The 23,455-nt window shown below is 71.1% G+C and carries 22 protein-coding genes and 1 riboswitch; of the genes, 3 read left to right on the forward strand and 19 right to left on the reverse strand.

All coding sequences use genetic code 11. The features are described from left to right. Positions 1–64 precede the first annotated feature (64 nt). Entirely contained in the window at positions 65–1,243 is a 1,179-nt protein-coding gene (locus M8H82_RS12380) for a glutamate dehydrogenase (RefSeq protein WP_250073169.1), read from the forward strand. Between the two features lie 224 nt (positions 1,244–1,467). Then, complete coding sequence (locus M8H82_RS12385; protein ID WP_308293250.1) at positions 1,468–2,088, forward strand: TetR family transcriptional regulator C-terminal domain-containing protein; 621 nt, start codon at positions 1,468–1,470, stop codon at positions 2,086–2,088. Between the two features lie 9 nt (positions 2,089–2,097). Here M8H82_RS12385 and M8H82_RS12390 read toward each other — a convergent pair whose 3' ends face one another. The 3 genes from M8H82_RS12390 to M8H82_RS12400 form a co-directional block, all read right to left on the reverse strand. Beyond that, positions 2,098–2,868, reverse strand: coding sequence for an SIMPL domain-containing protein (locus M8H82_RS12390; protein ID WP_250073170.1), 771 nt, complete (start codon positions 2,866–2,868; stop codon positions 2,098–2,100). 122 nt (positions 2,869–2,990) lie between these two features. Next, positions 2,991–3,776: an SGNH/GDSL hydrolase family protein gene (locus tag M8H82_RS12395; RefSeq protein ID WP_250073408.1), complete on the reverse strand. Its 786-nt coding sequence runs from the start codon at positions 3,774–3,776 to the stop codon at positions 2,991–2,993. 217 nt (positions 3,777–3,993) lie between these two features. Beyond that, positions 3,994–4,944: a M23 family metallopeptidase gene (locus M8H82_RS12400; RefSeq protein ID WP_250073171.1), complete on the reverse strand. Its 951-nt coding sequence runs from the start codon at positions 4,942–4,944 to the stop codon at positions 3,994–3,996. 4 nt (positions 4,945–4,948) lie between these two features. Next, positions 4,949–5,112, reverse strand: a riboswitch (cyclic di-AMP (ydaO/yuaA leader). Between the two features lie 487 nt (positions 5,113–5,599). Here M8H82_RS12400 and M8H82_RS12405 point away from each other — a divergent pair. After that, positions 5,600–6,385 carry a tyrosine-protein phosphatase gene (locus tag M8H82_RS12405; RefSeq protein WP_250073172.1) on the forward strand — a complete coding sequence of 262 codons (786 nt, stop codon included), beginning with the start codon at positions 5,600–5,602 and terminating at the stop codon, positions 6,383–6,385. Positions 6,386–6,394: 9 nt separating this feature from the next. On the opposite strand, the gene M8H82_RS12410 is transcribed toward M8H82_RS12405, so the two are convergent. The 16 genes from M8H82_RS12410 to M8H82_RS12485 form a co-directional block, all read right to left on the reverse strand. Continuing rightward, the gene (locus M8H82_RS12410) at positions 6,395–6,517 is read right to left on the reverse strand and encodes a DUF6126 family protein (protein WP_250073173.1); all 123 of its coding nucleotides are present in this window, start codon (positions 6,515–6,517) and stop codon (positions 6,395–6,397) included. Further along, positions 6,514–7,134 carry a helix-turn-helix domain-containing protein gene (locus M8H82_RS12415; protein ID WP_250073174.1) on the reverse strand — a complete coding sequence of 207 codons (621 nt, stop codon included), beginning with the start codon at positions 7,132–7,134 and terminating at the stop codon, positions 6,514–6,516. Before M8H82_RS12415 ends, M8H82_RS12410 begins: the two co-directional genes overlap by 4 nt. Positions 7,135–7,209: 75 nt before the next feature. After that, the gene (locus tag M8H82_RS12420; RefSeq protein ID WP_250073175.1) at positions 7,210–8,595 is read right to left on the reverse strand and encodes an aspartate aminotransferase family protein; all 1,386 of its coding nucleotides are present in this window, start codon (positions 8,593–8,595) and stop codon (positions 7,210–7,212) included. Then, the gene (dxs, locus tag M8H82_RS12425) at positions 8,592–10,484 is read right to left on the reverse strand and encodes a 1-deoxy-D-xylulose-5-phosphate synthase (RefSeq protein ID WP_250073176.1); all 1,893 of its coding nucleotides are present in this window, start codon (positions 10,482–10,484) and stop codon (positions 8,592–8,594) included. Before dxs ends, M8H82_RS12420 begins: the two co-directional genes overlap by 4 nt. A 27-nt stretch (positions 10,485–10,511) precedes the next feature. Then, positions 10,512–11,669 carry a flavodoxin-dependent (E)-4-hydroxy-3-methylbut-2-enyl-diphosphate synthase gene (gene ispG / locus M8H82_RS12430; RefSeq protein ID WP_250073178.1) on the reverse strand — a complete coding sequence of 386 codons (1,158 nt, stop codon included), beginning with the start codon at positions 11,667–11,669 and terminating at the stop codon, positions 10,512–10,514. 4 nt (positions 11,670–11,673) lie between these two features. Beyond that, on the reverse strand, positions 11,674–12,696 hold the full coding sequence (gene hpnH, locus M8H82_RS12435; RefSeq protein WP_250073180.1) for an adenosyl-hopene transferase HpnH: 1,023 nt from the start codon (positions 12,694–12,696) through the stop codon (positions 11,674–11,676). Between the two features lie 5 nt (positions 12,697–12,701). Continuing rightward, positions 12,702–13,343, reverse strand: coding sequence for a 1-hydroxy-2-methyl-2-butenyl 4-diphosphate reductase (locus M8H82_RS12440; protein ID WP_250073183.1), 642 nt, complete (start codon positions 13,341–13,343; stop codon positions 12,702–12,704). Next, complete coding sequence (gene shc, locus M8H82_RS12445; protein WP_250073184.1) at positions 13,343–15,334, reverse strand: squalene--hopene cyclase; 1,992 nt, start codon at positions 15,332–15,334, stop codon at positions 13,343–13,345. Before shc ends, M8H82_RS12440 begins: the two co-directional genes overlap by 1 nt. 119 nt (positions 15,335–15,453) lie before the next feature. Beyond that, positions 15,454–16,581, reverse strand: a complete 1,128-nt coding sequence (locus M8H82_RS12450; RefSeq protein ID WP_250073185.1) for a polyprenyl synthetase family protein — start codon at positions 16,579–16,581, stop codon at positions 15,454–15,456. Further along, entirely contained in the window at positions 16,581–17,975 is a 1,395-nt protein-coding gene (gene hpnE / locus M8H82_RS12455; RefSeq protein WP_250073186.1) for a hydroxysqualene dehydroxylase HpnE, read from the reverse strand. The genes M8H82_RS12450 and hpnE overlap by 1 nt, the downstream gene beginning before the upstream one ends. Then, positions 17,972–18,112 carry a DUF6380 family protein gene (locus M8H82_RS12460; RefSeq protein ID WP_250073187.1) on the reverse strand — a complete coding sequence of 47 codons (141 nt, stop codon included), beginning with the start codon at positions 18,110–18,112 and terminating at the stop codon, positions 17,972–17,974. The genes hpnE and M8H82_RS12460 overlap by 4 nt, the downstream gene beginning before the upstream one ends. Next, the gene (gene hpnD / locus M8H82_RS12465) at positions 18,112–19,062 is read right to left on the reverse strand and encodes a presqualene diphosphate synthase HpnD (RefSeq protein WP_250073188.1); all 951 of its coding nucleotides are present in this window, start codon (positions 19,060–19,062) and stop codon (positions 18,112–18,114) included. The genes M8H82_RS12460 and hpnD overlap by 1 nt, the downstream gene beginning before the upstream one ends. After that, a complete protein-coding gene (hpnC, locus tag M8H82_RS12470; protein ID WP_284048821.1) occupies positions 19,059–19,991 on the reverse strand; it encodes a squalene synthase HpnC in 933 nt (310 codons plus the stop codon). The genes hpnD and hpnC overlap by 4 nt, the downstream gene beginning before the upstream one ends. Before the next feature lie 308 nt (positions 19,992–20,299). Beyond that, positions 20,300–21,541, reverse strand: coding sequence for an IS30 family transposase (locus M8H82_RS12475; protein ID WP_250073410.1), 1,242 nt, complete (start codon positions 21,539–21,541; stop codon positions 20,300–20,302). Positions 21,542–21,742: 201 nt separating this feature from the next. Beyond that, on the reverse strand, positions 21,743–22,519 hold the full coding sequence (locus M8H82_RS12480) for an ABC transporter ATP-binding protein (protein WP_250073190.1): 777 nt from the start codon (positions 22,517–22,519) through the stop codon (positions 21,743–21,745). Continuing rightward, on the reverse strand, positions 22,512–23,441 hold the full coding sequence (locus M8H82_RS12485; protein ID WP_250073192.1) for an ABC transporter permease: 930 nt from the start codon (positions 23,439–23,441) through the stop codon (positions 22,512–22,514). Before M8H82_RS12485 ends, M8H82_RS12480 begins: the two co-directional genes overlap by 8 nt. Positions 23,442–23,455 lie beyond the last annotated feature (14 nt).

Below are 23,455 nucleotides of genomic sequence, written 5' to 3' on the forward strand. Positions count from 1 at the left end.
TGAGCACATTGACAGTGCGGGCGCCCGCTCACGACACTGACCGGTGATTCAGTAAGGAGAGTCGATGACCGCCCCTCTGCTGTCGCTGACCTGGACCGACGACCTCACCGGCCGCCAGGGCTTTCTCGTGATCGACCGGCTGGTGCGCGGCGTGTGCAGCGGTGGTCTGCGGATGCGGGAGGGCTGCACCCTCGACGAGGTCGCGGGGCTCGCCCGCGGCATGTCCATGAAGGAAGCGCTGCACTACGACCCGGACCGCCGCTACGTCCCGCTCGGCGGCGCCAAGGGCGGCATCGACTGCGATCCGCGTGATCCGCAGGCGTACGGCGTGCTCGTGCGGTATCTGCGGGCCCTGCGGCCGTACGTCGAGAACTTCTGGACCACCGGCGAGGATCTCGGGCTCGGTCAGGACCTGGTGGACCGGGCGGCGGCCGAGGCGGGCCTGGTGTCGTCCGTCCAGGCCGTGTATCCGCTGCTCGACGACGAGGCCGCCGCCCGGCGCCGGCTCGCGGACGCCTTCGCCGTGGAGGTCGACGGCATCGGGCTGGACGAACTGGTCGGCGGCTGCGGGGTGGCGGAGTCGGTGCTCACCGCCCTGGACCGGGCCGGGGTGCCGCAGGCGGGCACGCGCGTGGCCGTGCAGGGGTTCGGCACCATGGGCGGGGCCACGGCACGGTTCCTCACGCGCGCGGGGCTGACGGTGGTGGCCGTCGCCGACCTCAAGGGCACCGTCGCCAACCCGGCGGGGCTGGACGTCGAGGCCATGCTCGCCGCGCGGGACGCGTACGGCACCGTGGACCGCGCCGCGCTGCGCCCGGGCGACCGTGAACTGCCGGGCGACGCCTGGCTGTCGGCGGACGTGGAGGTGCTGGTGCCGGCGGCCGTGTCGTACGCCGTCGATGCCGCGAACCAGCAGCGGATCACCGCCCGCTGGATCGTCGAGGCGGCCAACATGCCGGTGCTGCCCGAGGCCGAGGCGCTGCTGGCCGGGCGCGGGATCACCGTGCTGCCCGACGTCGTGGTCAACTCCGGGACGAACGCCTGGTGGTGGTGGACCCTCTTCGGCGACATCGGTCCCGACCCGGCGGAGGCCCTCGCCCACGTCCGCCGCTCGATGCGCGCCCTGACCGACCGGATGCTGACCCGCGCGCAGACCGACGGAACGACCCCCCGCGCGGCAGCCCACGCCCTCGCCGGGGACCGCCTGCCACTGATCGCGGAACGGTACGGCCGCTACCGGTGAACCGCTGACCGAGGCACCGCACAGTGGTGTGCCGCAGGAGCAGCGGACACCGGGCCGGACGCACCCACCCCGGCAGCCGCGCGCCACGCACCCTCGGCTACGGGACAGTGCCCCCGGCGTGCCGCACCGCGGTGGACCGGGCCGCGCGCAGTCGCCTGCCCCAGTGGCGGTGGCGCAGTACCCGCAGCCCGGTGGCCCGGGGATCACGGTTTAGGGTGAGGCCCGTGGCGAGGGTGCGGTTGAGTGTGGCCGAGCGGCGCGAGGAGTTGCTGCGGGCCGCCGTCGAGCAGATCGAGGCGCGGGGCGTGGCGGCGGTCAGGATCGCCGACGTGGCGTCGGCGCTCGGCGTGAGCAACGCCCTGGTGCTGTACCACTTCTCCACCAAGGAGAAGCTGGTCGCCGCCGCCTTCGCGCACGCGGCCGAGGGCGACCTGGCCCATCTGCGCAAGCTGCTCGGGCGCCGGACGACCGCGCTGCGCCGGCTCCGCGCGGCCGTGCGCTGGTACGCGCCCACCGGCCAGGCCAAGGGCTGGCGGCTGTGGATCGAGGGCTGGGCCGCGGCGCTGCGCGAACCCGCCCTGCGCGAGGTCACCCAGGCCCTCGACACGCAGTGGAAGGCGGCCCTCGCCGAGGTCATCGCCGAAGGAGTGGCTGCGGGCGAGTTCCGCTGCCCCGACCCGGCCGGCGCGGCCCTGCGCCTGACGGCCCTGCTCGACGGGCTCGCCGTCCAGCTGACGTCCTACCCGGGCGCGCTTTCCCGCGCGCGTGCGCAGGAGTGGGCCGACGAGGCGCTGGCCCGGGAACTCGGTGTGGAGCGGGAGGCGTTGACCGCGGCGGCGCGGTGAACGCCGGGATCAGTCCAGCTCGTAGACGGCCGTGACCCGGACGTCGTCCTGGATCTCGCCGGGCGCGATCGGCACGCCCGCCCCGCTGCCGGCCACGTCAGCGGGGGCCGGGACCGGGGAGGGCCCGCCCGACAGGCCCTCGGTCAGCGAGACCAGCCGGCCCAGGTCCCGTCCGCTGAGCCGGGCGTACTGGAGTGCCTTGGCGTGCGCGTCCTTGTGCGCGGACGCACGCGCGCGTGCCCGCAGGTCGGTACGGTCGGCGACGTCGAAGACGACCCCGTGGATCCGGCCCGCGTCACCGGTGGCGTCCGTGACGGACTGGAGGATCAGGCCCGTCCGCGCCACCATGCGGACCTTCAGGGAGAAGGTCTGCGCGGCCTGATACCCCGTCAGCGTGGAGTTGCCGTCCTTGTACTTGTACACGGGCGTCAGGGACAGCCCCTCGGTACGCACGTCCTGCTCGGCCACACCGCGCTCGCGCACCGCGTTCAACAGGGCGTTCGCCGCTTTGCTCTGGGCGTCCTGGGCAGCCTGCGCGGTCTTGCCGACGGCCTCGACACCGACGCTGACGATGGCCAGATCGGGGACGGCGGTCGCGGAGCCGACACCGGTCACCGTGATGGTCGACGGCACCGGCGCGCTCCGCACGGGCGCCGAAACAGCCTTAACAGCAGCGGGGCCGGCCAGCGCGGGCGCCGGAGCGGCGGCGAGGAGCGGCAGACCGAGGGCGAGGAGGGCGACGGCAAGGCCGGCGGTGGGACGGGGCAGCGGTACGGTCATGACCGACCTTCCGGGCGTGGGGACGAGTCGGGCCCATCCCAGCACCGGGGTCCGCACGCGCGCGTGCACCACTCCCCCGCCGTCACCTCACTGGTCGAGCCCGTCCGGGCACCGGCGGCTCCTCAGACGGCCGCCTCGATGCGCATCCTGATGTCGCCCGGCGACAGGTTGCCCTTGGCGATCACATGGTCGCCCGACGACTGCCCGCGCAGCCGCCGCCCGAACCACGGCACCAGGTACTCGCGTGCCCACTGCACATCGTCGCGCCGGACCTCCAGGGTCCCGCGCGGCGGCAGCGGCGGCCAGGGCTGGTCCGGGTCGGCCGGTACCTCCAGGCCGAGGACCTGGCCCGCGCGCAGCGCCACGCGCGTGTGGCCCTCGGGCGACAGGTGCAGCCGGTCGCTGTCCCAGGCACGCCGGTCCTGCACGGTCTTGAGGGACCACAGGTCCAGCACCGGGCAGCCGTACCGGTCGGCGATGGCCCGGACATGGAGGTTGTACGTGGCGATCTTGCCGCGCAGATGCTTCAGCACGGGCACGCCACGGGTGTCGAAGCCGGTGGTCACCATGACGGTGCCGGCGGCCTCGGTGAGCCGGGCGACGGCCCGCTCGAACCGCTCGGCGACCTCGTCGGGGTCGCTCCCGGGCCGGATGATGTCGTTGCCGCCGGCGCAGAACGAGACCAGGTCCGGGGCGAGTTCGAGCGCCATGGGGAGCTGGTCGGCCACGATCTGGTCCAGCAGCTTGCCGCGTACGGCCAGGTTCGTGTAGCGGAATTCCCCCTCGGGGCGGCGGTCCGCGAGCAGTACCGCGAACCGGTCGGCCCAGCCGACGAAGGCCCCGTCCGGACCGGGGTCCCCGACGCCCTCGGTGAAGCTGTCCCCCAGCGCCACGTACGACCCGATCACTGCTTCGTTGTCACTCTTCGAATCGTCTGCCACATCGGGTCATGATTCACCTTTCAATGTGACCTACGCGACCGTAGGCAGGGGTTGACGGTCGGTGAGATAAGCCACTCCTCAAGGCTTCACCAATTCCGGAATAAAACACCGAAGGCCGGACCCGGGGATCAGGGGTCCGGCCTTCGGTGGCGTGTCAGGCAGGTGGTTCCTCAGGGCGGGTCCGTCAGAGGGAGACACCCTTGGCGCGGAGGTAGGCGACCGGGTCGACGTCCGAGCCGTAGTCCGGCGTGGTGCGGATCTCGAAGTGCAGGTGCGGGCCGGTCGAGTTGCCGGTCGAGCCGGAGAGGCCGACCTGCTGGCCCGCCGTCACCGACTGGCCGCTGGAGACGGACAGCGAGGACAGGTGGGCGTACTGGGCGTAGTGGCCGTCGGCGAGCCGGATGACGACCTGGTTGCCGTACGCGCCGGCCCAGCCGGCCGAGACGACGGTGCCCGCGCCCACGGCCTTCAGGGAGGTGCCGGTCGGGACGACGAAGTCGGCGCCGGTGTGGTAGCCGCTGGACCACATGCTGCCCGCGACCTTGTAGGCGGTGCCGACCCCGGCACCGGCGACCGGAGCGCTGAAGCCGCTTGCGGGGCTCTGCGCGGCCTGCGTGGTGGTGGTCGCCTCGGGCTTGGAGGCCTCCGCGGTCTCCGAGGACTGCGTGGCCTCCGAGGTCTTGGCGGGGCTCGGCGAAGAGGGCTTGGCGGAGGACGTGGCAGCCGGCTTCTCGGCGGTGTCCGTCGTGGCGGCTCTCTTGCCGATCGACAGCTTCAGGCCGGGGTGGATGAGCGCCGGGTCGTCGCCGACGGCCTCACGGTTGTCCGCGTAGAGCTTCTCCCAGCCACCGCTGACGTTCTGCTCGTTCGCGATCTTCGAGAGGTAGTCCCCCGAGCGCACCGTGTAGGTCTTGGCGGTGGCCTTCTTGGCGGCGGCCTTCTTCTCCGCCGCCTTCTTGTCCGCGGTCTGGACCGACTGAACGGCCTTTTCCGGAACGGACTGCGACGGGGCCGCGTGGGCGCCGGTGGCCCCCAGGAGCGGGAGGGCGAGTGCGGCGCCACCGGTTCCGGCGACGGCGATCGAGCGAGTGAAGCGCAGGGCCTTGGGACGGCGGTGCTTACCCTTCGCGGGCATGACGAATTCCTCTCCGGCGCCTACGAGGTGAGCTGTCGGGTGCGGACTGGAGATGTCCGGCCGCGCGCTGGGCGCGACTTGACCCCGAGCCTGTTCCGGGAACCGGACCAGGCAGTGGTGCCTGTGGGTCCCCCGCTCCTGCCGTGCACGGGTGAGTGTGTGCGGATTCCGAGCAGCGGCAGGATTAGGCGTCCGCTCGGATTGGTGGCGAACGTAAGCGACCAAGACGCAAAGGGACAAGCAGAAGGTTCCGCATGAAGCCGTCCCTCTTGATCCCTTAGGGGATTTCCTCGTCACTTTCCGTGCATTAGGCCGGGGGCCGTTCCCGCAAACGCCCTTGAGAAACGGGTGAATTACGTGAACATGACGGGCGACGCTCGGTCACGGATATGACGCTGCTCACGCGACGTCGCTCCACCCTCCCTCATTCCGCAGCGAGTTGGAATGAAGGCTGCAATTCGGACAGAACACGCAGAAGCGGCGCAGACGGAGAACTAACGCATCATGCCCGATGCGTTAACCCGCATGAATCAGCAGGGTTTCCACGGTGTTCGCCCGTTTTGCCGCATTCACTGACCGGGCGGTATGCATGTCGTATCGTCAAGGCGTGCCCGTCGGCGAGCCGAGCCGGCGGGATCCGGTGGGAGGAGCCCAAGTGACGCAGCAGGTCCCGTCGACCGAACCCGAGCTGGCCGGAGTGCGCAACTTCCGTGACGTGGGCGGGCTGCCGACCACGGACGGACGGCGGGTGCGCTACGGCGTGCTGTTCCGCAGCGGCCACCTCGCGCACGCCACCGAGCAGGACACGGCGTTCCTCGACTCCCTGGGCCTGCACACGATCTTCGACTTCCGCAACGCGGCGGACCAGAAGCTGGAGGGCCCCGACGTCGAGCTCACCGGTGTCCGGAATGTGAACCTTCCGCTGACGGACCCCGCCGACGGCGCCGAGTTCTGGAAGATGGTCCGCGACGGCGAGATCGAGCAGCTGCGGCAGATCCTCGACGACGGCAAGGCCGCGAACCGGATGATCGAGTCCTACCGCACGATCGTCAAGGAGCGCACCGCCGAGCACGCCCAGGTGCTGCGTTCGCTGGCCGAGGACAGTGTCCCGGCCCTGATGCACTGCGCCGCCGGCAAGGACCGGGCCGGTCTGTCGATCGCGGTGACGCTGCTCGCCCTCGGCGTCGAGCGCGAGGCGATCCTCGCCGACTACCTGGAGTCCAACGCCAAGCACCGCCGCTACAAGGTGCAGCGCAACAACACCCACACCCCCGAGGTCATGGAGCTGCTCAGCCCGCTCTTCGACGCGCGCGCCGAGTACCTCACGGCCGCCCTCGACACCATCGAGGAGACCTGGGGCGACGTCGACACCTACCTGGAGCAGGGGCTCGGCATCACCCCGGAGATCCGGGAGCGGCTGCGGGAGCGGCTGCTCGACTGAGCCCGGCGGCTACTGGCCGGCCCCCAGCTCGAAGAGCAGATAGATGAACGCCGCGAAGACGTGCCCCACCGCCAGATAGATGATCAGCCGGATCCACAGGGCACGCGGGAACTTCTCCTCCATGTCGCTCATGGCGTCTCTCCGGGGGTCGGGCCCAGGCACAGGGCTGCCGTGGGGCTCTGCAGCAGGGTGTGGACGAACAGCAGCTCGACGCCGTCCCGGTCCAGGGCGGCGATGCGGTGCGGGGTGAGCGAGTCGAAGTGGGCGCTGTCGCCCGGTGCCAGCCGGTGCGCGGTGTCCCCGAGGCGCAGCCGGAGCCGCCCGGTGAGGACGTAGAGCCACTCCTCGCCGGGATGCACCCGCACGATGTCGCCCTGGGAGCCGAAGGGGACGTGCAGCCGCAGCGCCTGCATCCCCCGGCCGGGCGCGCCGGCCTGCCGGTACGTCCAGCCGCCCGCCGCCGTCGGTTCCATGTCGGCGGCACGGATGACGGCGTCCCGATCGGCGACCGTCTCGCCGAGCAGCTCCGAGACGGTCGTACCGTAGATACGCGCGAGCGAGAGCAGCATCGGCAGTGAGGGCTGGCGCTGTCCCGTCTCGAGCCGGGACAGATGGGCCGGCGACAGGCCGGCGGCGCGGGCCGCGGCCTCCAGGGTGAGGGCGGCCTGACGTCGCAGGGCTCGGAGCTGCGGCGCCACCGCGGGCAGGTCGTCGTCCTGCCCGGACTCGGGAGAGCTCATGCTCTCCATTCAGCCGGAGCCTTGCCTCTACGGCAAATTCCTTGCCTCAGAGGCAAGCCCCACGCAGGTGCGCGCGGCGCGGCCCTACCGGTTGGCGACGGCCTGCTTCACCAGCGTCTTGCCGAAGTCCCACATCAGCCCGCCCCCGCTGTGCGCGTCGTCCATCACCTCGGTGAAGGCCTCCACGAACCGCTCCACCTCCCGCTCCCCCACGATCAGCGGCGGAATCAGCTTGATCACCTCCAGATGGTCGCCGGAGACCTGGGTGAGGATCCGGTGCCGCTGGAGCAGCGGTACGACGACCATCTGCGCGAAGAGCCCCTTGCGGGCCGCCTGCAGCATGGTCCACCGGCTGCGCAGCTTCAGCGAGGAGGGCCGACCGAACTCGATGCCGATCATCAGGCCCCGGCCGCGTACGTCGGCGAGCAGCTCGTACTTGTCGACCAGGGCCGTGAGCCGGGACTTCAGCAGCTCGCCGGTGACGCGGGCGTTCGCGACGATCTGCTCGTTCTCCAGGACCGCGAGCACGGCGAGGCCCGCCGCCATGGCCTGCGCGTTGGACCCGAAGCTCGCCGAGTGCACCAGCACCCGGTCCATCGAGGAGTAGACCTTCTTGAAGATCCAGTCCTTGCCGAGGGTGGCGCCGACCGGCATGTAGCCGCCGGAGAGCGCCTTGGCCACGCAGACCAGGTCCGGCTCGACCCCGTCCTCGTGCTGGTAGGCGTAGAAGTCCCCGGTCCGGCCGAGCCCGGTCTGCACCTCGTCGGCGATGAGCAGCGCCTTGTGCCGGTGCAGCAGGTCCTGGGCGGCCCGCAGATAGCCGGGCGGGGCCTCGTGCACGCCCTTGCCCTGGATCGGCTCCACGATCAGGGCGGCGACGTCGCCCTTCTTCAGCTCCCGGGCCAGGGCGTCGAGATCACCGAGGGGTACGGCGGTGTCGGGCAGCAGCGGCCCGAAGCCGTCGCGGAAGCCGTCCTCGCCGTTGACGGACAGGGAGCCGGTGGTCAGTCCGTGGAAGGAGTGGTCGCAGTAGAGGATGCGCGCCCGGCCGGTCGCCCGCCGGGCGAACTTCAGCGCGGTCTCGACGGCCTCCGTGCCGCTGTTGCCGAAGAACACCCGGTCCAGGTGCGGGCTGTGCGCGAGCAGCTTCTCGGCGAGCAGTCCGGGCAGGGGCTGGCAGTCGAAACGGGTGAGGTCGGCGAGCTGGGCGTCCAGGACGTCGTGCAGCGCCTTGCGGACGACCGGGTGATGGCGGCCCAGGCCCATCACCCCGAACCCGGCGAGCATGTCGAGGTATTCGTTGCCGTCGGCGTCCCAGAAGCAGGCGCCCTCGGCACGCTCGTAGACCTTGTCGAAGCCGATGGTGTGCAGCATGCGCGGAAGCTGGTGGTTGAGGTGTCTGCCGTGCAGCTCGTAGCGCTCGGCTCCGCGCTTGGCCAGCAGTGCGCCGAGGTCGAACTCCGTGGTCATTCCGCTGTCTCCTTGACTGGCTCCTGGACGGCCAGGCTCGCGCTGATCCGTCCGGCGACCTCGACGGGGGTGAGGCCGATGTCGGCCAGGACCTCGCCGCGTTTGGCGTGCGCGAGGAACTGCTCGGGGATGCCGAAGCGCCGTACCGGCACGTCGACGTCGGCGTCGCCGAGGGCCAGCGCCACGGCGGCGCCCACCCCGGCGGCACGGCTGTTGTCCTCGACGACGGCCACCAGCCGGTGCCCGGCGGCGAGCGGGGGCAGTGCCGGGTCGACGGGCTTGACCCAGCGGGGGTCCACCACCGTGCAGCCGATGCCCCGCGCCGCCAGCAGTTCCGCGGCCTGGAGGCAGACGGGAGCCATCACGCCGACGGCGACCAGGAGCACCTCGGGCCGCTCCCCGCGGTGCAGCACGTCCAGGCCGCCGACCCGGTCCACCGCCGGGATCGCCGGGCCCACCGACTCCTTGGGGAACCGGAGAAGGGTCGGCGCGTCGTCCACGGCGACCGCTTCCCGCAGCTGCGCCCGGAGTTGGTCGGCGTCGCGCGGCGCGGCGATCCTGAGGCCGGGCACGACCTGGAGGATCGACATGTCCCACATGCCGTTGTGGGAGGCGCCGTCGACTCCGGTGACCCCGGCCCGGTCCAGCACGAAGGTCACCCCGCAGCGGTGCAGGGCCACGTCCATCAGGAGCTGGTCGAAGGCCCGGTTGAGGAAGGTGGCGTAGACGGCGACGACGGGATGCACCCCGCCGGTGGCCAGCCCGGCCGCGGAGACCGCGGCATGCTGTTCGGCGATGCCGACGTCCCAGACCCGGTCGGGGAACCGCTGGGCGAACTTACCGAGACCCACCGGGTGCAGCATGGCCGCCGTGATCGCCACGACGTCCTCGCGCTCCTCCCCGATCTTGACGATCTCGTCGCCGAACACCGACGTCCAGGACGGCCCGCCCGCGGGGGCGAGGGACTCGCAGGTGAGCGGGTCCATCACACCGACGGTGTGGAAGTGGTCCTCCTCGTGGGCGAGGGCGGGTTCGTAGCCGCGGCCCTTCTCGGTGAGGCAGTGCACCAGGACGGGCCCGTGGAAGCGCTTGGCGCGGCGCAGCGCGGACTCGACGGCACCGATGTCGTGCCCGTCGATGGGCCCGACGTACTTCAGGCCCAGGTCCTCGAACAGGCCCTGCGGGGCGAAGGCGTCCTTGAAGCCCTTCTTCGCGCCGTGCAGGGACTCGTAGAGGGTGTGGCCGACCACGGGCGTGCGCAGCAGGACGTCCTTGCCCCAGGCCAGGACCCGCTCATAGCTGTCGGTGGTGCGCAGGGTGGCGAGGTGGTCGGCCAGGCCGCCGATGGTCGGCGCGTAGGACCGCTCGTTGTCGTTGACGACGATGATCAGCGGCCGGTCCTTGGCGGCCGCGATGTTGTTCAGTGCCTCCCAGGCCATCCCGCCGGTCAGCGCGCCGTCGCCGATGACCGCGACGACATGGCCCGTCCCGCCCTGCACCTGGCGGGCCTTGGCGAGCCCGTCGGCCCAGCCCAGCGCGGTGGAGGCGTGGCTGTTCTCGACGATGTCGTGCTCGGACTCCTCACGCGAGGGGTAGCCGGACAGCCCGCCCTTGCCGCGCAGCTTGGAAAAGTCCTGACGGCCCGTCAACAGCTTGTGCACATAGCTCTGATGGCCGGTGTCCCACACGATGCGGTCGGCCGGCGACTCGAAGACCCGGTGGAGTGCGACGGTGAGTTCCACCACCCCCAGGTTGGGCCCGAGATGCCCGCCGGTCCTGGCGACCGCGTGCACCAGGAACTCCCTGATCTCTTCGGACAGTTGACCGAGTTCCGGCTCGGACAGCGCCTTCAGGTCGCGTGGTCCCCGGATGCTCTCCAGAATCGACATGTGCGGGCCCCCTTCGGTCCGTGGTACTCAACTCACGGTGACGGCCGGCTCCCCCGACCCGACGCCGTCCTGCTCCATCCGCTCGGCGATCTTCATCGCCTCCTCGATGAGGGTCTCCACGATCTTCGACTCGGGCACGGTCTTGACGACCTCGCCCTTCACGAAGATCTGCCCCTTGCCGTTGCCGGAGGCGACCCCCAGGTCCGCCTCCCGGGCCTCGCCGGGACCGTTGACCACACACCCCATGACGGCCACCCGCAGCGGCACCTCCATGCCCTCCAGGCCCGCCGTGACCTCGTCGGCCAGCTTGTAGACGTCGACCTGGGCGCGTCCGCAGGAGGGGCACGAGACGATCTCCAGACGCCGCTGCCGCAGGCCCAGGGACTCCAGGATCTGGATGCCGACCTTGACCTCCTCGGCGGGCGGCGCCGACAGGGACACCCGGATCGTGTCGCCGATCCCCCGGCTGAGCAGCGCCCCGAAGGCCACCGCCGACTTGATCGTGCCCTGGAACGCGGGACCGGCCTCCGTCACCCCGAGGTGCAGCGGGTAGTCGCACTGCTCGGCGAGCAGCTGATAGGCGCTGACCATCACCACGGGGTCGTTGTGCTTCACGGAGATCTTGATGTCCCGGAACCCGTGCTCCTCGAACAGCGAGGCCTCCCACAGGGCGCTCTCCACCAGCGCCTCGGGCGTGGCCCTGCCGTGCTTCTGCAGCAGCCGCCGGTCCAGCGAGCCCGCGTTGACCCCGATCCTGATCGGGGTGCCGTGGTCGGCCGCGGCCCGCGCGATCTCCTTCACCCTGTCGTCGAACTGCTTGATGTTGCCGGGATTGACGCGTACGGCCGCACAGCCCGCCTCGATCGCGGCGAACACGTACTTGGGCTGGAAGTGGATGTCCGCGATCACCGGGATCTGCGACTTGCGCGCGATGGTCGCGAGGGCATCCGCGTCGTCCTGCGTGGGGCAGGCGACGCGGACGATCTGGCAGCCGGACGCGGTGAGTTCGGCGATCTGCTGCAGGGTGGCGCCGATGTCGGACGTGCGGGTCGTGGTCATCGACTGCACCGACACCGGGGCCCCGCCCCCGACCGCCACCGGTCCGACCTGGATCCGCCGCGACCGTCGCCGCTCGGCGATCGGCCGGACCGGTACCTCGGGAACGCCCAAGGGAATGGCGGTCATGGGGTCACTCCCGGTTTCCGCTGACCGTCTCGCGCATGGCCCGCAGCGACTCCTTCAGGGAGCCCATGGTGGCGAGGACGGCGGTGGGCTCGTAGCCGCAGTGCGCCATGCAGTTGGCGCAGCGCGGGTCCTTGCCGCGGCCGTACTTGTCCCAGTCGGTCTCCTCGATGAGTTCGCGGTACGTCGGCACGTAGCCGTCGCTCATCAGGTAGCAGGGGCGCTGCCAGCCGAAGAGCGAGTAGTTCGGGATCGCCCACGCGGTGCACGGGAAGTCGACCTTGCCCTCCAGGAAGTCCAGGAAGAGCGGGGAGTGGTTGAGCCGCCACCTGCGCCGGTTGCCGCCCGCGAAGGCCTTCTTGAACAGCTCGCGGGTCTGCTCCACGCCCAGGAAGTGCTCCTGGTCGGGGGCCTTCTCGTAGGCGTAGGCGGGCGAGATCATCATCTCGTCGACCTTCAGGTCGTCGTTGAGGAAGTTGAGGACCTCGATGATGGTCTGCGGGGTGTCGGTGTTGAAGAAGGTGGAGTTCGTGGTGACCCGGAAGCCGCGCCGCTTGGCCTCCTTGATCGCCTCCACCGCCTCGTCGAACACGCCCTCCTTGGCCACCGACTCGTCGTGGCGCTCGCGCAGGCCGTCGATGTGCACGGCGAAGGCGAAGTAGGGCGAGGGCTTGAACTTGTCCATCTTCTTGCGCAGCAGCATGGCGTTGGTGCACAGGAAGACGTATTTCCGCTTGGCCACCAACTGCCGCACGATCTCGTCGATCTGCGGGTGCATCAGGGGCTCGCCACCGGCGATCGACACCATCGGCGCGCCGGATTCGAGCACCGCGCCCACGGCCTGTGCGACCGGCATGCGCTGCTTGAGCACACCCGCCGGATGCTGGATCTTGCCGCATCCCTCGCACGCGAGGTTGCACGCGTAAAGCGGTTCCAGCTCCACGATGAGCGGGAACTTGTCGCGCTTGCGGAGCTTTTGTTCAGCCAAGTACGTAGCGACCTTGATGGACTGACGCAGCGGCATGGCCATCTGGCTCACCTCCTGGGGAGCAGCAAGGAACGGTGCCATTCGAAGAAAGCGGGAAGGACCGACCGGAGGACACGGAACGCCGATATTCCCCCGCGTACCGTGCCGATCCGGACGAGTTCATGTTCTGGAGCGTCCACGACCACCCGTACGGCCGCAACGGGGCGCTCGCCCGCGCGCACGGCGCTCAGGAGCGTCGCGGCCGACTCCATGTCGACGGCGATCGCGCCGGTCGCGCGCAGACCGGCGCGTTCCTGACCGCGGACCACATGATCGGATCCGGTGAGCGGTCCGGTGTGCACGGTCCGCCCCGGGACCGCGCGGGTGAGTTCCTTGACCAGCAGCTCGGTCGCCACGCACGGGGTGGTTCCGCGCGGATCGCGGGTCTCCTCGGCGACGACCAGGTCGCCGGGGTGCATCCCGGGGGCCAGCCCCGCGCAGAAGCCGGTGGCGAGGACGGCGGCCCCGGCCAGCGCCGGCTGGGCGAGGGCCCGGCCGACGGAGCGCTCGGCCGCCCTGGGTCCCATGCCGGTCCGCACGACGGTGACCGGCCCGCCGGCGCCGCGCCGGCCGCCCGTGCGCAGTGCGAGGCGCTCGATGCCGAGGGCGCAGGCGATCAGCAGCGGGGCCGGAGCGGGCTGGGTGCTCATCAGCTCCCCTTGGCATGGGCGAAGGGCTCGCCGTGCACGTACCGGCCGAGCGCGGTGAGCGGGAAGACCTGCCGGTAGAGGTGGTAGTTGATGGAGAAGTCCCAGGGGAATCCGGTGCCGGTGAAGTACGGCTCGTCCCAGGATCCGTCCGGTCGCTGGGTGGCCGCGAGCCAGGCGACCCCGCGCTCCACGGCCCGGGAGTCCTTCTCCCCCGCGGCCAGCAGCGCCATCAGCGCCCAGGCGGTCTGCGAGGCGGTGGAGGCGCCCCGGCCGCTCCAGCCCTTGGCGTCCCGGTAGGAGCGCAGGTCCTCGCCCCAGCCGCCGTCGTCGTTCTGGACGGACTCCAGCCAGGCCACGGCCCGGCGGATCGCCGGGTGCGCGGTGGGGATCCCGGCGGCGGTGAGGGCGGGTACGACGGATCCGGTGCCGTAGATGTAGTTCACGCCCCAGCGTCCGAACCACGAGCCGTCCGCCTCCTGTTCGGCGAGCAGCCACTGGATGCCCCGCCGGGTGCGCGGGTCGTGAGCGAGGCCCTCCACGGCGAGCATCTCCACGACGTGCGCGGTGACATCGGCCGACGGCGGGTCGATGACCTCGCCGAAGTCGCAGAACGGCAGCCGGTTGGGGAAAGGGCTGGTGTTGTCGACGTCGAAGGCGCCCCAGGCACCGTTCCTGGACTGCATGCCGAGGCTCCAGCGGACCCCGCGCCCGATCGCCCTCTCCACCCGCTCCGGGTCGTGGTGGCGGACCCGGCGCAGCGCGAGGACCACCTCGGCGGTGTCGTCGATGTCGGGGTAGTTGTCGTTGTGGAACTCGAACGCCCAGCCGCCCGGCGGCAGTTGGGGGCGCTTCACGGCCCAGTCACCGGGCCGGACGATCTCCTCGCCGAGCATCCAGTCGGCCGCCTTGACCAGTTGCGGATGGTCGGCGGGCAGCCCGGCGTCGGCGAGCGCGATGGTGGCGAGGCAGGTGTCCCACACCGGCGACTGGCAGGCCTCGATCATGCGGGCGCCGTCCTCGCGCCAGACGGCGAAGCGGTCCAGCGACGCGAGCCCTTCCCGGATCACCGGGTGCTGGAGGTCGTAGCCGAGCAGATGCAGGGCGATGATCGAGTACACGGCGGGGGGCTGGATGCCGCCCCAGCAGCCGTCGTTCTCCTGGCGCTCGATGATCCAGCGGGCGGCGGTGTTCATCGCGGCCCGGCGCAGCCTGCGCGGGGCGATCCGGCGCAGCTGGTGCAGCGCCTTGTCGAGCCGCTGGAAGGCGCCGTCCCAACTCACGGCCCGGGCCAGGGGCTTGGGCGGGTTGGGGTTCGCCGGGTCGGTGTGCAGTTCGTCCAGCGGGAAGGGCGCGGGGCGTACCGGCCGCTTGGCGGAGACGATCGTCAGCGGGACGATGGTCTGCCGGGCCCAGCAGCCGAAGTCGTAGATGTTGAGCGGCACCCAGGCGGGGAACCAGATGAGCTCGGGCGGGAGTTCGGGCAGGTCCTCCCACTTCCACCAGCCGAACAGGGCCAGCCAGATCCGGGTGAACACCCGGGCCGCGGCGATGCCGCCCCGGGCCCTGATCCACGCCGACGCCTTCGCCATGTGGGGCGCGTCCGGCGCGTCGCCCGCCAGGCGCAGCGCGACATAGGCCTCGACGGTGGCGGAGAGGTCGCCGGGTCCGCCGTAGAAGGTGGCCCAGGTGCCGTCCTCGCGCTGCTCGCCGCGGATGAACAGGGCGGCGGCGTGGGCGGTGGACTCCTCCAGGATGCCCAGGAACTGACGGAGCAGCAGATCCTCGGCGTCCATGGTGACGTTCGTCTCGAGGTCGCCCTTCCACCAGCCCTCGGCGTCCTGCCGGGACAGCAGGAAGTCGGTGGCACGCCGCATGGCGTGCTGGGCGGCGTCGTGGACCCCCGCCGCCGCGGGGGCGATGCTGTCGGTTTCGCTGGCCGCGGCAGCGCGGGGCGGCAGGGCCCCGGTGCTTCCGTCGGTCGTCGCTGTCATGGCTTCCCCTTAAGTGCAGTGTGCAAGTGGTGCTCTGCTGTGGGTCCGCCGTCGGCCGGTGCGCGCTGTTCCCGCGCCACCGGCCGGCGACTACGCGAGGACTATTCGACCGATAGTGATCATCTCTTTCGTACGACGACGAAGTCGGCCAGCGCCGTGAACTGGGCCCGCACCCGGTCGGGCATGTCGACGGCGTCCAGGGCTTCGATGGCGACGGTGTGCTGACGGCGCGCCTCGTCCGCGGTCCACTCGCGGCCGCCGGCCTCCTCGATGAGGGCGGCGCGGGTGGCGAACTCCTCCTCGGAGAAGGTCTCGAAGTCGCTGCTCTTGGCGTCGGCGGCCAGCAGCTCGGCGAGCTGCTCGGAGGCGGCACCGCCCGCCGCGAGCGCGGCCACGACCGGCAGGGACTTCTTGCGCTGGCGCAGATCGCTCCAGGTCTGCTTGCCGGTGGCGACCGGGTCGCCCCAGATGCCGAGGAGGTCGTCGACGGCCTGGAAGGCGAGGCCGAGGTGGTAGCCGTACTTCTCCAGGGTGTCGGCGGTGCGGTCGTCCGCGCCGCCGAGCACCGCGCCGATGGAACTGGCGCAGGCCAGCAGGGCGCCGGTCTTGTTGCCCTCCATCTCCAGGCACTCCTCGACGCTGACGCGGTCGCGGTGCTCGTAGGAGATGTCCTGAGCCTGTCCGTCGATCAGCGCGCGGGTGGCACTGGTCAGCCGGCGGGTGGCGCGGCCGGCCTGGACGGTGCCCAGCTCCAGCAGCAGCTCGTTGGCGAGGGCGAACAGGGCGTCGCCGACCAGGATGGCCTGGGCGGGGCCGTGCACCTTCCACACCGTGTCGCGGTGCCGACGCTGCTCGTCGCCGTCCATCAGGTCGTCGTGCAGGAGCGAGAAGTTGTGGACGAGTTCGACGGCGACCGCGCCGGGGATGCCGGCCTCGGGGGCGGCGCCGGTGACCTCGGCGGAGAGCACGGCGAGGGCGGGGCGCACGGCCTTGCCGCCGTCGCCGGCAGTGGGCCTGCCCTGGGCGTCGATCCAGCCGAAGTGGTAGGCGGAGACGGTGTCCATGGGGGGCGCCAGGCGGTCGATCGCCGCCCGCAGCACCGGGGTGGCCAGGGTCCGGCCGCGCTCCAGGAGCGCGGTCACGTCCACCGCCTCGGAAGCCGTCGAGGCCGGGGGCACAGGGGGCACAGTCTCTCCTCTTGTTGCGGTACCGGGGGTGCGGGGACCAGCCGCGCGCTGATGGAGCATCAGGCCGCCTCCTCCACTTCGAAGAGGTGACGGGGGCGGGGCCGGCCCAGGGCGCTCAGCGCGGCGTCGGCCGCGCTCACACCGCTGCGGACCGCACTCTCCATGGTCGCGGGCCACCCGGTGGCGGTCCACGCTCCGGCCAGGTAGAGGCCGGCGGCCTTGGTGCGGGTGCCGGGCCGCAGCCGCCCGACACCGGGGGTGGGGGCGAACGTCGCCGTGCGCTCCCGGGTCACGAAGAAGTCCTTCACCTCGGCGCCCCGGACCCGCGGCAGCAGCCGGGCCAGCTCCGGCAGGTACTTCTCGCGCAGCTGGGCCACCGGGGCGTCGATCTCGTGGTGGGCGGCCGACTGGGACAGCGCGAGGTACTGCCCCTCGCGCAGCCCGGAGGATTCGGTCCGGTCGAACACCCACTGCACCGGAGTGCCGAGGGCGGCGAAGAAGGGGGTGCTGAGCACCGGGCGGTCGTAGACGACATGGACGTTCAGGATCGGCGCGGTGCCGATGTCGAGCAGCCGCCCGGGATCGTCCAGGGCTCCCTCGGGCAGCAGGTCGTGGGCCTCGCCCTGCGGTACGGCGAGGACGACGGCGTCCGCCCGGAGCGTCTCGCCGGGCACCTCGACGCTCCAGCGGCCGTCGTCGTCACGGGAGACGGAGCCGACCCGGGTACGGGTCTCGGTGCGCACGCCCGCGGAGTCGAGCGCCTTGCGGGCCAGCCGGTCGTGCAGGTCGCCCAGCGGCACGTGCGCCCATCCGATGTCGGCCGCGCCGGGGTCGGACAGCAGTCCGGTCTTGAAGACCATCGCGGCGAGCCCCAGCGAGGCGTCCTCCGCGAACGCGTTCAGGGTGGCGATGCCGACCAGGTTCCACAGGGCCGTGACGGCACGCGGGGACTGCCCGTGCGCGGCCAGCCAGGTGCCGAAGTTCTGCGCGTCCAGGGCCGGATCGGCGAGGTCGAGCGACATCAGCGCGAGCGCGGCACGCCCCACGGCGGCGCGCTCGGCGAGGGAGAGGTGCGGGTAGGTGGCGAGGCTGCGGCCCAGGTGCAGCGGTACCGGCAGCGGGTCGCGCCGGATCCTGCCGAGCCGCCGCCCCTCGGGCTTGGCCAGGTCGAGTACGGGCACGTCGAGACGATCCTGCAGCGGCGCCAGCGCGGTCCCCTCGATCCGGTCGAGGAACCAGCGGTAGGCGGTGCAGCAGCGCAGGTAGACGTGCTGGCCGTTGTCGACGGTGAGGTCGCCGCGCTGGAAGGAGAAGGCGAGTCCGCCCAGCCGGGGCCGGCCCTCCAGGAGGGTCACGCGCACCCCCGCGTCGGCGAGCGCCAGCGCCGCGGTGATGCCGGCGAGTCCGCCGCCGACCACGACGGCGTGGCCTCCGGTCGTGATGCCGTCGGTCATCGTGTGCCCTCCCCCGAACGGCCGCCGCGGTGCCTGAACCATGCACGGTCGGCCGTCTCCGTCAGGGACGCCGCCGCACCGCGGAGGGTTGCCTGCCACTTCTCACCGGTGCCATCGCCTCGGACCGCACAGTCCATCAGGCCCGCCTCCTGATCGTCCGCCGCGACACATGCCGGCTGTCGAGACCGGACAGGCCGCGCACGGCGACGTAGGCCTTCTCGCGTCCCGGCAGGGAGACCCGCCCGCGCAGCACCGCCTCCGGCTCGCGCTCGATGCGGTCCAGCAGGCGGCGGTAGATGCCGGCCATGGCGGCGACACAGGCGCCGCTGCGCCGGTCGAGCATCGGGAGCAGCCGGTAGCCCTCGGCGAAAAGGGCGCGGGCCCTGCGCACTTCGAAGTGCACGAGGCCCGCGAAGTCCGCGCCCTCCGGCACGGCCGGACTGGCGAACCCGGCCGAACAGCCGAATTTCGCGAGGTCGTCGGAGGGCAGATAGGTGCGGCCGCCCTCGGCGTCCTCGCGCACGTCTCTCAGGATGTTGGTGAGTTGGAGCGCGAGCCCGAGCGTGTCCGCGTACTCCGGCGCGCGCTCGGCGCCGCGCGCCCCGGGTTCGGTGCCGAACACCCCGAGCGAGAGCCGCCCGATGGCACCCGCCACACAGCGGCAGTACACCTTCAGGTCGTCCCAGGTCTCGTACGTCTCGCCGCGTACGTCCATCAGCACGCCGTCGATCAGCTCGTCCAGGCCGTCGAGGGGGATCGGGAATACCTCGGCGGCATGGGCGAGGGCGACCGCGACCGGGTCGGTGTCGTCCTCGTCGACCGCGCCGTCCCGTACCCGGGTGAGCAGCGCCCGGGTGTCCTCGAGTCTGGCGACCTTGACCTCGTGGGCCAGCGCGCCGTCGCCGATGTCGTCGACACGGCGCGAGAACGCGTACAGCGCCGACATCGCGCGCCGCTTCGGCGTCGGCAGCAACCGGATGCCGTACGCGAAGTTGCGTGCCTGCTGTCCGGTGACGGCCTCGCAGTAGCTGTAGGCGGCGAGTACCGGTGCGGACGCGTCTGGTGCGAACTCCACAGTCCGGATCACCCCTCTCCTCGCAGAGTCACGCCCACCTCGCGCAGCAGTCGAACCTTGCCGGGCTTGGGCGGGCCGGGAAGTACGTCGAAATCGGCGGCGGCGATCGCGTGGATCGCCGCCCTTCCCCCCGCCACGAACCCTGCGAGCAGCAGTCTGAGCCTGCCGTGGACGCTACCCACCAGGGGGGCGCCCTCATTCAGGAGATCGCGGGCCCGTTGGGCTTCGTAGGCGATCAGTGCGCGCACCGACGCCCCCGCGGTGGTCGTGACGAGATCCGCCTCCTGGACGTGAAAGCGCTTCATGTCCGCGGCGGGCAGGTAGATGCGGTCGCGGCCGAGGTCCTCGGCGACGTCCTGGAGGTGCTCGACGATCTGCAGGGCGGTGCAGATCGCGTCGGAGCGGCGGATCCGCTCGGGGGTGGCGGTGCCGGTCACGGCGAGGACGAGATGTCCGACGGGGTTGGCGGACAGCGCGCAGTAGGCGAGCAGGTCGTCGTAGCTCTCGTAGCGGCTGACCAGCTGGTCCTGGCGGTTGGCAGCGATCAGGCCGAGGAACGGCTCGGGGGTCAGCGAGCAGCGGCGGACCGTGGGCTGCAGGCGGCGCAGCAGGGGGTGGCGGGGCGTGGCGTCGAACACGCGTCGCAGGTCGGCCTCGAAGGCGTCCAGCATCAGCAGGCGGTCGTCGGCATCCGTGGCCGACACGCCGAGCAGCCGTGCGTCGGCGCCGCCGGGGGCCAGATCTCCGTCGCCGATGTCGTCGACGAGGCGGGCGAAGCCGTAGACGGCCATGAGGTCGGTGCGCCAGGCCCGGGGCAGGAAGAAGGGGGCCACGGGGAAGTTCTCGTGCGCGGCCTTGTCGAGCGTGCCGCGCTCCGCCTCACCGGCGTGCGGCGTGCCGGTACCCGTCACCGCACACTGCCTGCGGCGGGGACGGCGCATGCTGCGTTGAGCAGGGGAGTTTCCGTAGCCATTGCCGTCACATCTCCCGTTCTACACCGCCGACCCAATACACACTATTTCGGACACGCCGCCCAGCGGTCCGCGCGGCCTCCCCCCAGAGAGTGTGGGGCATTATGGCCCCACTTGCCGCGATTGGGGACCGGTACAGCTTACGTTGTACAACGTACGGCGGTTCGCCGGGGTGTCCTGCGCATCACAAGAACACACCGATTGGTCCCAAGATTCCTACCGCTGACCGAAGTTGACGTTTCCTTTGCAGACGCGGAGCCCCGCCGGACGGGGCGGATTCAACAAATCGTCGCAACAGAGTGGTTGGTGGGGTCGCTCTGTAGCAGCTCGGTGAAGCGCTCGGCTGGGGTTTCCCAGCCGAGCGTCTTTCGTGGTCTGGTGTTCAGCTGGGCGGCCGCGGCGTCCAGGTCGTCCTTGGTGTACTTCGAGAGGTCTTCGCCCTTCGGGAAGTACTGCCGCAGGAGGCCGTTGGTGTTCTCGTTCGAGCCTCGTTGCCACGGGCTGTGTGGGTCGCAGAAGTACACCGGGATGCCAGATGCCTCGGAGAAGGCGTAGTGATGCGCCATCTCCGCGCCCTGGTCCCAGGTCAGGGAGCGCTTGAGGTGCGGCGGCAGGCCTTCGACGGCCGCGAGGAGCGCTTTGCGGAAGTAGCCGGGGCTGTGGCCGTTCGGCAGGTGGACGAGCAGGGTGAAGCGGGTGCTGCGTTCCACAAGGGTGCCGATGGCGGACCCGTTCTTCGGTCCGACGATCAGGTCGCCTTCCCAGTGGCCCGGGACCGCGCGGTCTGCGGCTTCGAGGGGACGCTGGCTGATCGGGGTCATGGGGTGGGAGAAGCGCGGGGCTCTGCGATCCGGCTGCCGACGCTGCTTCCGGATGCTGCGGCCGGTCCTCAGTCGCCGGGTCAGCTCGCGCCTCAGGCTGATGTCGGCCTGGGCGTAGAGGGCCCGGTAGATCGTCTCGTGCGTGACATGCATCTGCGGATCCCCGGGGAAGTCCCGGCGGAGGACCTCGGCGATCTGCTGGGGGCTCCACCGTTCGTCCAGGCGCGCCTGGACGAAATCGCGCAGTTCAGGAAGCTGATCGATCCGCCGAGACTTGGGGCGCGCCCGGCGTTCCTCGGCGCGTCTCTGAGCAGCGAAGGGGCGATAGTAGCCGGTGTGGCTCGGCCTGAGGTTGGGGTTGCAGTTGCGCCGGATCTCCCGGCTGATGGTCGACGGGCTGCGGCCCAGCTCGGCCGCGATCGACCGGACGGACCGCTTCTCCCGCCGCAGGTCGGCGATGCGTATGCGCTCCTCCTCGGACAGGTAGCGGTCAGAGATCCGACGCCGACGCCCCACCCACTCGTCCCGGCGAGGGTGCGCCAGAGACTCGCGCCGAGTGCCAACCAGTGGCTGCACTGCCGGCCGCACCGCCTTCCGGCCGGGCTTGGTCGTTCCGATCCGCTCGTTACGGCCGTTGACCCACTCCTGGCCGGTCCTGCGGTTGATGCCGACAAGCCGACTGGCTCCTCTGATGCTCACGCCTTCATGTATCAGGTCGAGGAACCGCTGCTTCACCTCGGGGGACGCCCGCTTGCCGTTCGGGCGTCCCCCGGCAGTGATCTTGCTATCCGTCATCGCCTACCCGCTGGTGTCGGGTGTTGCGACGATCATTAGAACCCAAGCGGGTTCCGGCGGGGCAGTGGGAAGCGGGCTCGGCCGGGTGCGGCGGTCCGGGGTGGACTACTTGGCCGTGAACTTCTCGTACTCCTTGAGGACCTCGTCGGTCGGGCCGTCCATGCGCAGCTCGCCCCGTTCCAGCCACAGCACACGGTCGCAGGTGTCACGGATCGACTTGTTGTTGTGGCTGACGAGGAACACCGTGCCGGCTTCCTTGCGCAGCTCGCGGATGCGCTGCTCGGAGCGCTTCTGGAACTTGCGGTCGCCGGTGGCCAGGGCCTCGTCGATCATCAGGACGTCATGGTCCTTGGCGGCGGCGATGGAGAACCGCAGCCGGGCCGCCATGCCGGAGGAGTAGGTGCGCATCGGCAGGGTGATGAAGTCGCCCTTCTCGTTGATGCCCGAGAAGTCGACGATCTGCTGGTAGCGCTCCTTGATCTCCTCGCGGGACATGCCCATGGCGAGACCGCCCAGTATGACGTTCCGCTCGCCGGTCAGGTCGTTCATCAGGGCCGCGTTCACCCCCAGCAGCGAGGGCTGGCCGTCGGTGAAGACCTTGCCCCGCTCCGCCGGGAGCAGCCCCGCGATGGCCCGCAGCAGGGTGGACTTGCCGGAGCCGTTGGAGCCGATCAGACCGATCGCCTCGCCGCGGTAGGCGACGAAGGACACGCCCTTGACGGCGTGCACCTTGCGCACCCCCCGCTCGGTGTCGCCGGAGCCCCGCCTGAGGATCCGGCTGAGCGCGGCGGTGGCGCTGCCCTTGCCCGCCTTGGCGCCGTTGACGCGGTAGACGATGTGCAGCTCGTCGGCGATGACGGTGGGAATCCGGGTCTCAGCCACGGCCGTACCTCTCCTCCGCCTTCCAGAAGTACACGAAGCCGCCGACCGCGAACAGCAGGGCCCAGCCGCCCGCGACCGCCCACACGTGGTTCGGCAGGTTCTCGGAGCCGTAGCCGTCGATCAGCGCGAAGCGCATCAGGTCCATGTAGATGGCGGCCGGGTTCCACTGCAGGACGTCCGCGATCCACTGCGGCTTGTCGGCGAGCATGATCGGGATCGAGTACATGACGCCGGAGGCGTACATCCAGGTACGCATCACGAACGGCATCAGCTGCGCCAGGTCCGGGGTCTTCGCGCCGGCCCGGGCCATGATCAGGGCCAGGCCGGTGTTGAAGAGGAACTGCAGCGCCAGGACCGGGACCATCAGGAGCCAGGACAGGTCCGGGTAGCTGCCGAAAGCGCAGGTCACCGCGACCAGCACGATCATCGACGCGAGCAGCTGCTGGAGCTGCTGGAGCGAGAACGACACCGGCAGCGAGGCGCGCGGGAAGTGCAGCGCGCGGACCAGGCCGAGGTTGCCGGAGATCGCGCGGACGCCCGCCATCACCGAGCTCTGCGTGAAGGTGAACACGAAGACGCCGGTGACCAGGAACGGGATGTACACCTCGCGGGACATGCCCCGGTCGGCTTCCAGGATGACGCCGAAGATGAAGAAGTACACGGCCGCGTTCAGCAGCGGGGTCACCACTTGCCAGAGCTGGCCGAGCTTGGCCTGGCTGTACTGGGCGGTCAGCTTCGCCCGCGAGAAGGCGAGGATGAAGTGCCGCCGGTCCCAGAGCTGGCGGACGTACTCGACGAGCGAGGGGCGGGCGCCGCTCACGCTCAGCCCGTACTTGGCGGCCAGCTCGGCGGCCGTGAGTCCGTCGTCGGGCGACGGCGGCGCGGTCACCGCGACCTGTCCGTCGTGCGTTGTCTCACTCACTGGTGGAAACTTTC

The sequence above is a fragment of the Streptomyces sp. YS415 genome (assembly GCF_023544665.1).
Taxonomy (GTDB): Bacteria; Actinomycetota; Actinomycetes; order Streptomycetales; family Streptomycetaceae; genus Streptomyces.